General features: G+C 42.7%; 12 protein-coding genes. 4 read left to right on the plus strand and 8 right to left on the minus strand.

Annotation, left to right across the window (positions count from 1 at the left end; translation table 11 throughout):
* Window positions 1–91: 91 nt before the first annotated feature.
* On the minus strand, window positions 92–1,810 hold the full coding sequence (gene acsA / locus QUF78_RS20130; RefSeq protein ID WP_289326040.1) for an acetate--CoA ligase: 1,719 nt from the start codon (window positions 1,808–1,810) through the stop codon (window positions 92–94).
* A gap of 348 nt (window positions 1,811–2,158) precedes the next feature.
* Here acsA and QUF78_RS20135 point away from each other — a divergent pair, with 348 nt between their 5' ends.
* Genes QUF78_RS20135 through QUF78_RS20145 form a run of 3 tightly spaced genes read left to right on the plus strand, consistent with a single transcriptional unit; the run spans window position 2,159 to window position 4,642 of the window.
* A complete protein-coding gene (locus QUF78_RS20135) occupies window positions 2,159–2,791 on the plus strand; it encodes a GNAT family N-acetyltransferase (protein WP_289326041.1) in 633 nt (210 codons plus the stop codon).
* A 26-nt stretch (window positions 2,792–2,817) separates the two neighbouring features.
* Entirely contained in the window at window positions 2,818–3,468 is a 651-nt protein-coding gene (locus QUF78_RS20140) for an acetoin utilization AcuB family protein (RefSeq protein ID WP_289315331.1), read from the plus strand.
* Window positions 3,461–4,642 carry an acetoin utilization protein AcuC gene (locus QUF78_RS20145; RefSeq protein ID WP_289326042.1) on the plus strand — a complete coding sequence of 394 codons (1,182 nt, stop codon included), beginning with the start codon at window positions 3,461–3,463 and terminating at the stop codon, window positions 4,640–4,642. Before QUF78_RS20140 ends, QUF78_RS20145 begins: the two co-directional genes overlap by 8 nt.
* Before the next feature lie 89 nt (window positions 4,643–4,731).
* Here the strand turns inward: QUF78_RS20145 and ccpA are convergent, their stop codons facing one another.
* From ccpA to QUF78_RS20170, 5 genes are all read right to left on the minus strand, one after another.
* Window positions 4,732–5,733 (minus strand): catabolite control protein A, encoded by a 1,002-nt coding sequence (gene ccpA, locus QUF78_RS20150; protein WP_289315329.1) that lies wholly within the window; start codon window positions 5,731–5,733, stop codon window positions 4,732–4,734.
* A 380-nt stretch (window positions 5,734–6,113) separates the two neighbouring features.
* Entirely contained in the window at window positions 6,114–7,190 is a 1,077-nt protein-coding gene (locus tag QUF78_RS20155) for a bifunctional 3-deoxy-7-phosphoheptulonate synthase/chorismate mutase (RefSeq protein ID WP_289315328.1), read from the minus strand.
* Window positions 7,191–7,734: 544 nt separating this feature from the next.
* Window positions 7,735–8,061 carry a bacillithiol system redox-active protein YtxJ gene (gene ytxJ, locus QUF78_RS20160; protein WP_289326043.1) on the minus strand — a complete coding sequence of 109 codons (327 nt, stop codon included), beginning with the start codon at window positions 8,059–8,061 and terminating at the stop codon, window positions 7,735–7,737.
* Between the two features lie 127 nt (window positions 8,062–8,188).
* Window positions 8,189–8,761 (minus strand): YtxH domain-containing protein, encoded by a 573-nt coding sequence (locus QUF78_RS20165; protein ID WP_289326044.1) that lies wholly within the window; start codon window positions 8,759–8,761, stop codon window positions 8,189–8,191.
* Window positions 8,762–8,808: 47 nt separating this feature from the next.
* On the minus strand, window positions 8,809–9,318 hold the full coding sequence (locus QUF78_RS20170; protein ID WP_289326045.1) for a DUF948 domain-containing protein: 510 nt from the start codon (window positions 9,316–9,318) through the stop codon (window positions 8,809–8,811).
* 225 nt (window positions 9,319–9,543) lie between these two features.
* Here QUF78_RS20170 and QUF78_RS20175 point away from each other — a divergent pair, with 225 nt between their 5' ends.
* Window positions 9,544–10,656, plus strand: coding sequence for an aminopeptidase (locus tag QUF78_RS20175; protein ID WP_289326046.1), 1,113 nt, complete (start codon window positions 9,544–9,546; stop codon window positions 10,654–10,656).
* A 56-nt stretch (window positions 10,657–10,712) separates the two neighbouring features.
* On the opposite strand, the gene murC is transcribed toward QUF78_RS20175, so the two are convergent.
* A complete protein-coding gene (gene murC, locus QUF78_RS20180) occupies window positions 10,713–12,017 on the minus strand; it encodes a UDP-N-acetylmuramate--L-alanine ligase (protein WP_289327364.1) in 1,305 nt (434 codons plus the stop codon).
* A gap of 284 nt (window positions 12,018–12,301) precedes the next feature.
* Complete coding sequence (locus QUF78_RS20185) at window positions 12,302–15,121, minus strand: DNA translocase FtsK (RefSeq protein ID WP_289326047.1); 2,820 nt, start codon at window positions 15,119–15,121, stop codon at window positions 12,302–12,304.
* Window positions 15,122–15,192: the final 71 nt, after the last annotated feature.

Below are 15,192 nucleotides of genomic sequence, written 5' to 3' on the forward strand. Positions count from 1 at the left end.
GTTTGGCGAATGACCCAAACTCCCAAAAAGGCATCCATGCAATGACATGGATGCCTTTTTACCTTCTCAATAATCAGTATGACTCAGCTTTTCAATCCTCCATCGAGGATAAATCACCAGTTGGCAGATCAAGTTCCCAAGCTTTCAAGACACGGCGCATGATTTTTCCGCTCCTTGTTTTAGGAAGCTTATCCCTGAATTCAATTTCACGCGGCGCTGCATGTGCTGCGAGACCATTCTTTACAAATTGACGAATTTCTTCAATCAGCTCATCGTTTGCATCGTATCCGTCACGGAGGGCGATAAACGCTTTGATTATTTCTCCCCGAACTGGGTCCGGCTTACCGATGACCCCTGCTTCAGCTACGGCCGGATGCTCGACCAACTTGCTTTCCACTTCGAAAGGTCCGACTCTTTCCCCTGCCGTCATGATGACATCATCAACCCGGCCTTGGAACCAGAAATACCCTTCTTCATCCATATAAGCGGAATCTCCAGAAACATACCAATCACCCGGCATAAAATAAGATTCATATTTTGATTCATTCTTCCAGATGGTCTTCATCATCGAAGGCCATCCTTTCTTGATGGCAAGGTTCCCCATTCTATGCGGAGGAAGCTCGTTGCCCTGATCATCCACTATTGCCGCTTTCACACCCGGAATCGGTTTACCCATCGAGCCCGGTTTGATTTCCAGGCAAGGATAATTGCAGATTACCTGAGCCCCGGTCTCCGTCATCCACCATGTATCATGGATACGGTGATTGAATACCTTCATTCCCCAGCGCACCACTTCCGGGTTCAACGGTTCACCGACACTTAAAACATGGCGGAGAGAACTCAAATCGAACCGTTTAACGATTTCGTCACCTGCGCCCATCAGCATCCTGAAGGCAGTCGGGGCACTATACCATACAGTGACACCGAAGTCTTCCAGGGTCTTATACCAGGATTCAGGCTTGAATCGCCCGCCTACAATGACATTCGAGGTGCCTGTTAGCCACGGTCCAAAGATACCGTAAGACGTCCCTGTCACCCATCCAGGATCCGCTGTGCACCAATACACGTCCTCTTCCTGCAAATCAAGGACCCATCTTGCCGTTTGATAATGCTGGATCATCGCATTATGAACGTGAAGTACGCCTTTTGGTTTTCCCGTGGAACCGGAAGTATAGTGAAGAATCAGTCCGTCATTCCGATCCACCCATTCAATTTCGAATTTTTTGTCCGCTTCTTTTAATTTTTTGTTGAAGTGATGATACTTTCCTTCTTCTTTTACATTTTCCCCCACTAAGAAAATATGTTTTAAATGGGGTAATTCCTCTACTGGGACCCGCGACAAAAGCTCCGGGGTCGTCACTATCACACTTGCCTCACTATCTTCAAGGCGATCCCTTATCGCACCTTCCATGAAGGCTTCGAACAACGGACCCACGACCGCCCCCGTTTTAATCGCACCCAACAATGCAAAATAAAGCTCCGGGGAGCGTGGCATGAAGATGAAAACACGATCACCTTTTTCCACATTGGCAATGTTCTTGAACACATTGGCCGCTTGGTTCGTATAATCTTTCATTTCCTTGAATGTATACTTTTCATTTCTTTTATCGTCTTTGTAATAAAGGGCGACTTTGTTCTTTTTGTATGTTTCGACATGGCGGTCAATGGCTTCATACGCAAGATTCACTTTACCGGTTTCAGACCAGGAGAATTCCTTTTCCGTCTCAGACCAGTCAAACTTATTGTATTTCTCATCGTAATTCTTTAAATTAAAATTACCTTCCACTACTGGCAGCACTTTCACATTCATACGACAAACTCCCCCTTTATTCGGCTCTATATTTTCATTATAGTATAAGAAACAAATTATCTCAATTTTTAAAATATTGAAACCTTCCATATTAGGGAAATTCCTTCTTGGCCTAATTTTGAAAAACACAGGTATATTGGTATAGTTAAGATGACTTCATAGCGACGGCGGGTATATGAGAAGTACTGTAACAAAAGATTCATATATGCCTTGAACTTTCTGAATTATGCCACTTGTTTTTAAGTATAATTAATGTAGGCTTTCGATTCGTTCAGTTTTAATAGCAATGCTCCTTATGCTTCGGAATGCGAGAGTGTAAGATTACTATATAATGAGGGTGGTGATAGAATGGAATATAATAAGACCTTTTATACCAAGGAACTGCAGACATTAAGCGGAACGCTCATCATCGAGGGGCCATTAAACGGCGAAAAGATGTCCGCTTATGAGTTTCACGAAGACTTGGTCGCCTTTCGCCAGCCTGCTTTGCAGCATAAAGCGTTAATAGAGATTGCAGACTTGCCTGAGGGCAGGATCTTCATCGCCCGTGAAAATGAAACGATCGTGGGTTATGTAACTTATTTATATCCCGATCCCTTGGAGCGCTGGTCGGAAATCGAGATGGAGGATCTGATTGAACTTGGTGCAATCGAGGTCATCCCTAAATACCGGGGTGCCTCCGTAGGGAAGAACTTAATCCGCCTTTCCATGGAAGACGATTCGGTTGAAGACTTCATCATCATCACCACTGAATACTATTGGCATTGGGACTTGAAAGGGACAGGGCTGAATATTTGGGACTATCGCAAGGTCATGGAAAAAATGATGAGTGCCGGCGGCTTGGTCTACTTTGCAACGGATGATCCTGAAATCAGTTCCCACCCGGCCAACTGCCTGATGGCCCGTATTGGCAAAAGAGTGCCGCCCGAATCCATCCAGAAATTCGACCAATTGCGTTTCATGAATCGGTATATGTATTAAAGAGGTGAAAAAGAGGAGGAAGGAAAATGATTGTTGAAACAATAATGAATGAGGATATCATCACCCTCACTCCAACGGATACAATTCATAGCGCTGTCATGATCATCAAGGAGAAGCGAATTCGCCATATCCCCATTGTCGATGACAGCTTTCAACTTGTGGGATTAGTCAGCGACCGTGATATACGGGATGCTGCCCCTTCTATATTCCGCACCGCAGAATACAAAAGTGATTTACAAAAACCACTATCGAGCATCATGAGAACGGATATAATCACAGGTCACCCGTTAGATTTCGTGGAAGAAATCGGGGCTGTTTTTTGTGATAACAATATCAGCTGCCTTCCAATTTTAAAAGGAAGGAAGTTAGTCGGCATCATAACCGGTTCTGATTTACTTCATTCATACGTTGAGTTGACAGGAGTCAATCAGCCCGGTTCCCAAATCGAAATTAAAATCCCGGATAAGGCAGGTACCCTTCATGATATTGCCCATATTTTCAAAAGGCGCAATTCGAATATCCTGAGCACTCTCGTTTACCCGGATAAAGATGGGACCGATTATAAGATTCTTGTTATTCGTGTGCAGACGATGAATCCATTTATGGTGGTGGAGGATTTGAAGAAAGAAGGCTATACCGTTTTATGGCCTAGTCTCCCGGGGATTTCTCATGAATGATGCATCCCTTTTTGTCTATTCGGATGAACTCCTCACCTATAAATTCAACGATGAGCATCCGTTCAATCAAAAACGCCTTAAACTCACGCTGGATTTGCTAAAAAAACACCATGCCATCAGTGATGATCAAATTATCAAGCCCAGAATGGCCACCGATGAAGAATTGGAACTGATCCATGATCAGCATTATGTAAACGCTGTCAGATTAGCAGGCCAGGGAAAGCTCCCCCCTGAAAAGGCCGGAAATTATGGGCTCGGAACAGAAGATACCCCAATCTTCCCGCGAATGCATGAAGCAAGCGCCTTGCTTGTAGGCGGTACCTTGACGGCAGTGGATGCCGTCATGACCGGTCAGTCCCTGCACGCACTTAATCTGGGAGGTGGCCTGCATCACGGTTTCCGCGGAAAAGCCTCGGGCTTTTGCATTTATAACGATAGTTCGGTCGCGATTAAATACCTGCAAAAAAAATATGGAGCACGAGTCTTGTATGTCGATACCGATGCACATCATGGTGACGGAGTCCAATGGTCATTTTATGATGATCCGGATGTATGCACCCTATCCATTCATGAAACGGGACGCTACTTATTTCCCGGCACCGGCAATATTAACGAACGGGGGCAAGGAAAAGGATACGGCTATTCATTCAACATCCCGGTCGATGCGTTCACTGAAGATGAGTCCTGGCTCGAATGCTATAGCGCTTCCTTTAAAGAGGTCATTGAATTCTTCAAACCGGATGTCATTTTAACGCAAAACGGAGCCGATTCCCATTATTACGATCCGCTCACCCATTTATCTGCCACCATGAAGATTTATAGGGAAATACCAAAGTTGGCCCACGAAATGGCCCATAAGTATTGTGAGGGCCGGTGGATTGCAGTAGGCGGCGGGGGATATGATATATGGCGCGTCGTCCCGAGGGCTTGGTCGAGGGTCTGGCTTGAAATGACGAATAATGATATTTCAGGGCCCCTAGCAAAGGAATGGCTTGAATGCTGGCAGCCTGAGTCCCCTGTTCCGCTACCAAACGAGTGGGATGACATGGAGGATATATATGAACCCATTCCGAGAAAGCCTGAAATTACCGAGAAGAATGCCCTGACGCTTGAAAAGGCCCTTTATCCCATCAGGTCTTCCAGGAAAACATCGACAAGCAATGACCAAAGTTAACCAAAAGATCGTTGAAAAACGATCTTTTTTGGTTGTGAATATATTTGAAAAACAAAAGAGAGTGCCCTCGGGACACTCTCTAAACCAGATTATTTCGTGGATTGACGATTTTCAATCCGATGTGGCAGGATCACTTCATGCCCTTCCTCCACTTGTTCTTTATTCATCAACTTTGTCAGAAGCCTCATAGCAACCGCACCAATATCATATAATGGTTGAACGATCGTCGTGATTTGCGGACGCACCATCAATGTCAATCTCGTGTTATCGAAGCTGATCACTTCAAAGTCTTCCGGTACATTATACCCTTTGTCCTGTGCGGCATGGACAATTCCAAGCGCCATTTCATCAGCACCGGCGATGAATGCCGTCGGTTTCTCTTCAGTTTCCAGGGACTTTTCAAAAGACTCAATTCCTGAATCATATGTATAATCGCCTTCAATAATATACCTTTCATCAAATGAAAGCCCAGCTTCTTTCAATCCTCTTTTATAACCAGCCAATTTCTTTTCATTAATCAGCGCGGAAGGGTTTCCGCTTACAAAAGCGATATGCTTGTGGCCATTTTTAGCGAAGAAGGTCACTGCGTCGAATGCCGCCGCCTCATAATCAATATTAACCGATGGGACTTGCCCGCTTTCATCCACCGAGCCTGCCAGAACGATTGGAACCGGTGAATTCGTAAACTCTTTGACATGCTCATCAGAAATGTTACCGCCCATGAATACGATACCATCCACTTGTTTTCCAAGCATCGTATTCAACAAATGGAATTCCTTATCTATATTCTCATCAGAACTGCTTAGGATGATATTGTATTTATACATTGTGGCTATATCTTCTATGCCCCGTGCCAATTCGGCAAAAAAGATGCTCGAGATATCCGGAATAATGACCCCGACTGTAGTCGTTTTCTTGCTTGCAAGACCCCTTGCCACTGCATTGGGACGGTACCCTAACTTCTCAATCACATCCGAAACTTTCTTTCTTGTTGCAGGCTTTACATTTGGATTCCCGTTAACTACGCGGGAAACGGTGGCCATGGAAACATTCGCCTCACGCGCCACATCATAAATGGTTATATTATTCATTCATCCATTCCTCCATTTCTTTCATTTTTCCCATAAAAGACCCGAATTATTTCGAAAAATATTCTTTTATGCGTTTTCCTCTATAAGGAAGATTATTTCAGGAACGATCTGCCTAACAAAAAATGCAGTCCTCTCTCTTCTCAGTCAAAGATTCAATACCCTATTCAAGTATAAAATTCACATAGATATCTCTTTATGTATGACTCAATCTTCCGAACAGTTCTCATTCTTGTTATTTATCATACGATAGTCGAATCTTTCCTGCAATCCAATAGTGCTTATTTCGATGCTTTTTCTGCAAAAACAAGTATTTTACCATTAAAAATAGCCCTTGCCAATATGGTAAGGGCCGTAAGTAGATATTTTAAAGACTTTCCAGCTTAAACAGTTACCCAGTTCAAACGTTTAATTTCATCATAGAATTCATCAAATTGTTTGAAGTCCATTTGCTGTGCAGAATCCGATAAAGCAACGGAAGGATCCGGATGCACTTCTGCCATTACACCGTCAGCACCGATTGCAAGAGCCGCTTTAGCCGTCGGAAGTAAGAGGTCGCGACGCCCAGTGGAATGCGTTACATCAACCATGACCGGTAAATGAGTTTCTTGTTTTAAGATCGGTACAGCGGAGATATCCAGTGTATTTCTTGTTGCTTTTTCGTAAGTACGGATACCGCGTTCACAAAGGATTATGTTGCCATTTCCCTGTGACATGATGTATTCCGCTGCATGAATGAACTCTTCAATCGTTGCAGCAAGTCCACGTTTTAAAAGAACTGGTTTATTTACGGCACCTGCCGCTTTTAGCAAGTCAAAGTTTTGCATGTTGCGTGCTCCGATTTGGATGACATCGATATGATCGATCGCCGCTTCGATATCGTTAGCACTCACGATTTCACTGATGACAGCCAAGCCGTATTCATCAGCAACACGTTTAAGTATTTGTAAGCCTTCCAAACCAAGTCCTTGGAAGTCATATGGAGATGTACGTGGCTTAAATGCACCGCCGCGCATCAATTTCAAACCTTTAGCTTTAATGACTTCCGCCACCGCAGCTGTCTGTTCATAAGATTCAACGGCACATGGTCCGAACACGAAGCTAGGGATCCCGTTACCGACTAATTCACCTTTAATGTCGATGATAGTGTCTTCAGCCTTTTGTTTTCTTGATACCAGAAGCGTTTTCTTCTGATCATCTTTTTGAAGCTCCAAGCCCAATTTGAAGATTTCTTTGAAAATATGTTTAATCGAACCAAGATCAAGAGGTCCTTGATGATTGGCTTCGATAAGATCCAACATTGTTCTTTCACGGACCGGATCGTAACGGTTAACACCTTGTTTTTCTTTAACGCGACCAATTTCCTGTACAAGTTCAGCACGTTGATTAATAAGATGTAATAACTGAATGTTCACATCATCCAGTTGATTACGAAGTCCATCAAGCTCTTTGTTGCTCATTACAAATCCATCCCTTCGTTTTTTAAAATAGAAATCGGTACAGCGGAAATCTAACCCGAAAATCCCATCTGGATCCTCGATCATCCACCCCAATTATTTTATCAATGAAAAATTTAGAATATTTCATGTATGATTAAATCAATTATAAATGAAGTGTCCTTAAATGTCACTATATTTTTCTTTAATAATTAAACGCTTTTAAGCATTAAAGTTATAAATGCATAAAAGTAGGTGTTACCCATGTAAGAAAAACGATTTGCACTAGCTATTGGAACACGATCCATTGTAGGAATTATATTGGAAATAGAACAGGAAAGCTATAATATAATTGATATTTTATCTAAGAGCATTCTGAGAGATCTCCAGAAACGGTATAGCGGTATTCGGCGAAAAATTTTGAGTTACAGGTTCCTCAACTCCCAGCGTTATTAACATCCTTTCAAGAAAAGGTTTCCCCTGGAGATCGATAAAAAATCCCCTGACCCATGAATGATGGAATAATAAAAGGCCGGATCCCTTACCTAAGGGATCCGGCCTTAATCAATCATTCAGTAATGGCCTTGCTCAATGAATCATATGTAATCCGCCAATGAGATTCATTCCAGGCCGGTTTTCCACTTTTAAAAAGGATGGCCTGAGGTGATTGATGTTTGATATCAAATGTTTCTGCCACATAATTGGATAGTGGACGAGCTTCCTGAACGGCTAAATAGGCCGTTTTAAGTTGTTCGTTTTCCAAGATGTACTTCTCATATTGTTCATATGCTTCAGCACTGACCGGGCATGTTACGCTATGCTTGAAAAGTAGGAATGTATCCTCTTTTAAAAGCTCATTGAATTGTTCTTCTGCTTCAATCTTGGTAATCGTCATAATACATCTCCTTTTCTTGTACATATAAATTTTACCATCAAAAAGGCGATGAAGCCATCGAAGCACTTCACCGCCTTATTCTTCGTACCTTCATGCCTCTTCATCCCCATCAAAGGAATGTAAGAGTTTATTTTTTAAGGTTATTCTCTGTTTCATCAAATGCCTTTTTCGTTTCATCGAGTTTTAATTTTGCCGTATTCTTGTTACCGCTTGTTGGATCGGCAGGGTTATTTTCCAGGTCGTTGCCGTTAGCAAAGTTCGTTTCAACGGATACGATAGGAGAATCGGAAGTTCCCGTTACATCTATATCTTTATTGCTCGAATTTGTCGTATCATCAGCCGCGTTGCCGTTTTCTTTTCCCGTTTTCAAGCTTTTCACTTTATTGACGATATCTGAAGATTTAGTTGAAACGATTTCTGTGACGGAGCTTGTTTTTTCTTTTGCAGTATCAGCAAGCACTGTTCCTTTTTCCATCGCGGTTTGTCTTAATTTTTCTGTTTTCTCTGAAATGTTTTTAGCTTGTTCATTGAAATCATTCCTTAATTCCTTGCCTGTTTTCGGAGCCATGAACAAAGCTGTAGCCGCTCCGATCATCCCGCCGATTAAGGCGCCAATCATAAAGTCCTTAGAATTGATCGAGTCGCGTTCGTCCTCATATGATTTCTGATAGTCCTTTGCCGGAAATTCTTTTTGAGTCATAATACATTCCCCTTTCAATTTTCAGTTCATTTTTATTTAACTAGATTTTAAGATCTAGAACGTAAAAACCTTTTTTTAGGTAGGTTATCTGTTTCCAGTGCTTCCCTTTCTAACTCCGCCCTTTCAGTTGGGGTCGGGGCAGCCTGTTTGCTTCTGGTTTTCCATTTGTCCCTAATCTCCATGGCTACATTACTCCATTGTACAATTTGTGAGATTCGTTCTTGATTATTATCAATCTCAGCCTGTACTTTATGAGAAACCTTTTGGATGGAAGAATTGAAGCTAGAGATGGATGTACCTACATCCTTCACGGCATCCACCACTGTGTTCAGGTTTTCTGACTTTTGCTGCAAGTCTTCAGCCAACGTATTCGTTTTATGTAATAGCTGGGTAGTTTCGAGCGTTATGCCCTGCATTTGGCTCTCTAGTCCTGTCAGCGTCCGGGCCACACTGTCCAGGGTTGTTTGAAGTGATGTCAGTACCTTTGTCAGGAAAATAACAAGGACCAGGAAAGCTATCGCTGCAACAGCAGCACTTACGTATAAAATAATCTCCATTGGAACACCTCCGAAAAATCGACTTATTTAGTAGCTGTTAGTTATTAATTACCCCTTCCTGATTATTATAAACGTATTTATTTTTTCAATATACCCTATCAAACCCTAATCTGGAAATATTGTTGTCTGTATCCAGTTCCTCCATGAAATTCATGGGTGACACTTATGGCAGGAAATCGGGTATGATAGAAACATAAGTCGAATTTAAACAATGGAGGTATTTTTATGAAAGATCCCAGAATTGAAACATTGGCCAAAAACTTAATCAATTACTCAGTAAAACTTCAAAAAGGTGAAAGAATCTTGATCGAAAACTTTGGATTGCAGCGTGAACTTGTTAACGCGCTTGTGAATGAAGCCTATGCAGCAGGTGGTTACCCATTCGTCCTTTTAAAGGATCACCAAGTGGATCGTGCCTTGTTGATGGGTGCCAAAGAAGAACAGTACAAGATGATGGGTGAGTTTGAAGCAAACGTAATGAACCAGATGGATGCCTATATCGGGCTTCGTGCCGGGGATAATATCAATGAACAATCCGATGTCCCTTCAGAAAAGATGGCGATTCATGGACAGACAGTCGGTAAAGTACATAGAAATATCCGCGTGCCAAAAACAAAATGGGTCGTTCTTCGCTACCCGACAAATTCGATGGCCCAATTAGCCAAAATGAGCACAGAAGCATTCGAAGACTTTTATTTCGAAGTCTGCAACCTCGACTATGGCAAAATGAGCGCAGCAATGGACAACCTTGTTGAATTGATGGATAAAACGGATAAGGTCCGCTTAACTGGGCCCGGTACGGACTTAACCTTTTCCATCAAAGACATTAAAGCCATCAAATGTGCAGGTGAGCTGAACATTCCTGACGGTGAAGTATATACGGCTCCAGTTAAAGATTCCATCAATGGAGTGATTTCGTATAATACTCCGTCCCCTTATCAGGGTTTTACTTTTGAAAACGTGAAGTTAACATTCAAGGATGGAAAAATCGTTGAAGCGGTCGCGAATGATACGGAACGCATCAACAAAATTTTTGATACTGACGAAGGCGCACGATATGTCGGTGAATTTGCAATTGGTGTAAATCCTTATATTCTACATCCGATGCAAGATATCCTCTTTGATGAAAAAATTGATGGAAGTTTTCATTTCACTCCCGGACAATGTTATGATGATGCCTTTAACGGAAATCATTCAGACATTCACTGGGACCTGGTCAATATTCAACGCCCTGAATATGGCGGCGGGGAAATCCATTTTGATGACGTCTTGATACGTAAGGACGGACGCTTCGTTTTACCGGAATTGGATAATTTAAATCCAGAAAATTTAAAATAAAAAAATACCAATAAAAAAACGACCGACCCGCACTAACTAACGGATCGGTCGTTTTTTTATTTTACCTGCAGTGAATGCTCGTAGGCTGCTTGGAATTTTTGAATGTCCCCCGCACCCATGAATAACACGACACTGTTTTCATGTTTTTGCAATATTGATGTTGTGTTCTCCGTAATCAGCTCGGCACCGGGAATTTTATCTTGAAGATCCTCAATCGATAATTTCCCTTGATTTTCACGAGCAGATCCAAAAATTTCACATAAGTATACTTTGTCGGCCAAATTCAAACTGTCGGCGAATTCATCCAGGAATGCTTGCGTTCTCGAGAAAGTATGCGGCTGGAATACCGCTACAACTTCACGCTCTGGATACTTTTGACGAGCAGAGTCAACAGTTGCCGAAATTTCAGTCGGATGATGCGCATAATCATCAATGATGATCTGACTTCCGATTTCCTTTTCGGAGAACCGGCGTTTAACTCCGCCAAAAGTCCGCAATTGGGCTTTCACAGCTTCCGTATCCAAGTTTTCATATTTACAAAGTGCAATGACACCAAGTGCATTCAACACATTATGCTTTCCAAAAGTAGGAATAGTGAATGTATCATAGTAATTGTTCCTTACGTGCACATCAAAAGTGGTGCCATCCGGAGTGACGGAAACATTTTTCGCTTGAAAATCATTTCCTTCTGCAAATCCGTAAAAAATAACCGGTACTTTTGCCTGAATATGTGGTAAATGCTCATCATCCCCGCACGCAATAATGCCTTTGTTGACTTGAAGGGCCATCGTTTGGAAAGCCTCGAACACGTCTTCGACATTGGCGTAGTAATCAGGATGATCAAAATCGATATTCGTCATGATTGCATAATCCGGATAATATGAAAGGAAATGACGGCGATATTCACATGCTTCGAATACGAAGTAATCAGAATTCGCGATTCCCTTACCCGTTCCATCCCCAATCAAGAAGGATGTCGGTTTAGCGCCCCCCATTACATGGGCCAATAAACCGGTCGTCGATGTTTTACCATGCGCTCCCGTAACGGCCACGCTGATAAAGTTTTTCATGAAATCACCTAGGAAACGGTGATAACGGATGATCGGCAAACCAAGTTCCTTTGCCTTCACGATTTCCGGATGACTATCCGGAAACGCATTTCCTGCAATGATGGTCATTCCAGTTTGAATATTTTCCTCGTTAAAAGGAAGGATTTTAATCCCGGCTTTTTCTAATGCCAATTGTGTAAAAAATTCTTTTTCGTAATCGGAACCCTGCACTTCAATATTCATATCATGCAGTATTTGTGCAAGAGCACTCATACCCGACCCTTTAATTCCCACAAAATGGTAAGCAGTCATAAAGCGAACCTCCACCAATCGTCTACCTGTATGACAGTATATGACGTCATCTTTTATTTGTTTTTTCATTACGAGACTTGTTAGAAACGCAATTTCTTCTTTGGTTTTTCATGCATATATTTTCAATCATTCATAACAAAAAACTATTATATCACTTTTTTATCCATTCATCCATGTCAGGCAGATGCCAATTTATCAAATCATTGGTTTTTTCCTCAATTAAGGTGATAATAACGGGTTTTCACCCTTTCACATTATATACAATTTCCTTTTAATAGGTTCTCTTAATTAACATGTAAAAATTCAAGTTCTTCTTCCGTAATCAAAACATCCCTGGGCCTTGAGCCCCTGGATTCGGAAACGACTCCCTGCTGCTCCATCATTTCTATTAAACGCGCTGCACGGTTATAACCGACACGGAAGCGCCTTTGTACACTCGATGCAGAAGCAGCCTGTTGGCTCACGACGAATTCGCATGCCTCGAAAAACAGTTCATCCGCTTCTTCCGTGACCTGTGCCCTGTTCAACAAGTCTTCCTGTTCAAACAGATAGTTCGGTTGCTGCTCCAATTTGACATGGTTTACGACTTGATCGATTTCTTCATCACTAACAAAAGTCCCTTGCAGGCGCACCGTTTTTGAAGAGCCGTTTTCAGCAAATAACATATCTCCTCTTCCCAACAGTTTTTCTGCACCACCGCTATCGATGATTGTACGGGAGTCGACTTGTGAAGAAACCGAAAAAGCGATCCTTGTCGGGATATTTGCCTTGATCAATCCAGTTATGACATCGACAGAAGGTCTCTGAGTGGCTACAATCAAATGAATGCCACAGGCACGGGCCTTTTGGGCAATCCGGCAAATCGCTTCCTCTACATCAGCAGGCGACATCATCATTAGATCCGCAAGCTCATCGATGATCACAAGGATATAAGGCAGTTTGCTTGAATATTGACCTGCTTTTTCCGCTTGGTCATTAAAGCGGGTGATATCACGTACACCGGCATGTACAAACAATTCATAACGCCGTTCCATTTCCTCAACCGCCCATTTCAACGCAGCCGTAGCGGCTTTTACATCGGTTATGACTGGACTGACCAAATGCGGGATTCGATTATATGGGGCAAGCTCGACCATTTTCGGATCGATCAACAGTAATTTCAACTCCTGCGGCGTCGCTTTATAAAGCAAGCTGACCAACATCGTGTTGATACAGACGCTTTTCCCCGATCCCGTTTGCCCGGCTATCAATCCATGCGGCATCTTTCTCAAATCCGTGATAATAGGCTGACCGGATATATCGAGGCCTAAAGCCACGGCAAGCGGTGATTCATGCTCTTGAAACTCAGTACTTTCCAAAACCTCGCGCAAAAATACCGGCTTGCTCTTCCTATTTGGAATTTCGATGCCAATTGTATGCTTACCCGGGATAGGCGCTTCCATCCTCATATCCTGAGCGGCAAGGCTCAATTTGATATCATCCATCAGGTTCGTCACCTTATTCACCTTCACTCCGGGTTCCGGATGCACCTCGAAACGAGTTACTGCCGGTCCTTGCGTGACATTGACGACCTTTGCACGGACATTGAAATTTTTCAACGTCTCATCAAGTAATAAAGTCTGTTCCTCGAGCCATTCATCATCATGTACAGCATAGGTGGGAGGCGTCAGCAACTCGATATCCGGAAACACATAGTATGGATTATCATTGGCTTCCACGGAGCAAAACACTTCGGGGGTTTCGCTCTGCTTAGCTTCTGCTGCCGCCTCTATATAAGCCGGTTCTTGATTTACATTTTCAGAAATGGGAGATCCCTGTTCGAAAGACTTTGCTGGGACCGGGTTCGAACCGATATTGGATTCAACTGTATTTTCAGGCACGGCAACCGTCTCGGTTCCATGCTTAGTGTCCACTAACGTTGGCTGAATGACCGGAGTCTCCTCCTCTTTAAACATCACTTTGCCTTCCTCTGATTTCCGTTCAGGGATGGAGGATGGTTTCGCTTGTCCCGCTTCCGTTTCAGCAGCGTTAATCAGAGATCGTTTATCAGATGATGCTACTCCAATTTCGACATCAGGGCTTTTTTTTTCCGGCATCATTTTATTGATGAACCCATTTTTTTCCCTATCTTGCTTAAGCATCATCACGTTAAATGGGATATGTTTTTTCGGACGTTTAGGCTGTTCTTCCGGCATTGATTCTGATGGATCACTTTCCGGTTGTGTCCCTTGACTGACGGATGGCTGAGTTGATTGTGCAGTTACCTCCCAAGGAACCGAAATAGCTTCAGGCGTTGTTTCGTCCACCTGTTCCATAATGGAAACAGCGACTTCGCGTCCAAAATCAACTTGGTCCTGTTCATAAGCCTCTTTTTCTACTGCTGGCTCATCTATACCAGGCTCGCTTACTGCTTCTTCAGGCGGTGACTCAATGGAATGCTTACGAAAGAAAGCGGGTATCTCCGAACCTTCCCTTTTTTCTTCCGTTTGTTTTGGTACAAGGACGGATGGCTCTATCGTCAATTCCTCATTGGCTTTTGGGATTTCAGGGATGGATATCGGAATCTCAATATCGGGTTCTTCTTTTTTACGGACCGGCATTTTACTTTCCAATTCATATTCGACAATTTCTTCAGTAGGGACTATTTTTTTTTCCGGGCGACGGAATCCATAAATGGGTGAAGGGATTTCCGTTGGGCGGAATGGAGTATTCGACGGGACTATTTTAGGGATTTGCTCCCGATCGAAGTTTCTCCGTTTTGGTTCAGGATCCCTCACAGGCCTTTTCGTTTCTTTGGCCGCGTTCCCCTGTTTGGGTTCGTGATCTTCCCTGTTTCTTTCCCTAGGCTTTCTTTTGTTCTGCTCCCGGTCAGGGATGAGCGGAAACTTGAACTGTCCTTTTGGATATTGAAACAGGATTTTCGTATCAGGATCTGGAGTCTGTGACATTTTTTCCACTGTTTGATTGTAAACTTTTATTTCTTCTTTCTTTGACTTTGCAAGCTTCGAAAAATCCATATTCCTTAATGTCTCTTCATCAAGCGGTTCATCTATAATAATTTCTTCGATTTCAATAATTTCCTCTGCTTGGAACCATTTTTTCATCTTATTTAGCCATTTCAAACCTATCACTCTTTCTACATCTGTAGTTATGTAACTAATTCTACCAGTTATTT

It is taken from the genome of Peribacillus sp. ACCC06369, assembly GCF_030348945.1.
GTDB lineage: Bacteria > Bacillota > Bacilli > Bacillales > DSM-1321 > Peribacillus.

What these genes read in the sequence shown, in the direction of transcription:
- acsA (WP_289326040.1), bottom strand. Translation starts at nt 1,810, where the DNA reads ATGAATGTGAAAGTGCTGCCAGTAGTGGAAGGTAATTTTAATTTAAAG.
- QUF78_RS20185 (WP_289326047.1), bottom strand. Translation starts at nt 15,121, where the DNA reads ATGAAAAAATGGTTCCAAGCAGAGGAAATTATTGAAATCGAAGAAATT.
- QUF78_RS20165 (WP_289326044.1), bottom strand. Translation starts at nt 8,761, where the DNA reads ATGACTCAAAAAGAATTTCCGGCAAAGGACTATCAGAAATCATATGAG.
- QUF78_RS20175 (WP_289326046.1), top strand. Translation starts at nt 9,544, where the DNA reads ATGAAAGATCCCAGAATTGAAACATTGGCCAAAAACTTAATCAATTAC.
- ytxJ (WP_289326043.1), bottom strand. Translation starts at nt 8,061, where the DNA reads ATGACGATTACCAAGATTGAAGCAGAAGAACAATTCAATGAGCTTTTA.
- ccpA (WP_289315329.1), bottom strand. Translation starts at nt 5,733, where the DNA reads ATGAATAATATAACCATTTATGATGTGGCGCGTGAGGCGAATGTTTCC.
- QUF78_RS20135 (WP_289326041.1), top strand. Translation starts at nt 2,159, where the DNA reads ATGGAATATAATAAGACCTTTTATACCAAGGAACTGCAGACATTAAGC.
- murC (WP_289327364.1), bottom strand. Translation starts at nt 12,017, where the DNA reads ATGACTGCTTACCATTTTGTGGGAATTAAAGGGTCGGGTATGAGTGCT.
- QUF78_RS20140 (WP_289315331.1), top strand. Translation starts at nt 2,818, where the DNA reads ATGATTGTTGAAACAATAATGAATGAGGATATCATCACCCTCACTCCA.
- QUF78_RS20145 (WP_289326042.1), top strand. Translation starts at nt 3,461, where the DNA reads ATGAATGATGCATCCCTTTTTGTCTATTCGGATGAACTCCTCACCTAT.
- QUF78_RS20170 (WP_289326045.1), bottom strand. Translation starts at nt 9,318, where the DNA reads ATGGAGATTATTTTATACGTAAGTGCTGCTGTTGCAGCGATAGCTTTC.
- QUF78_RS20155 (WP_289315328.1), bottom strand. Translation starts at nt 7,190, where the DNA reads ATGAGCAACAAAGAGCTTGATGGACTTCGTAATCAACTGGATGATGTG.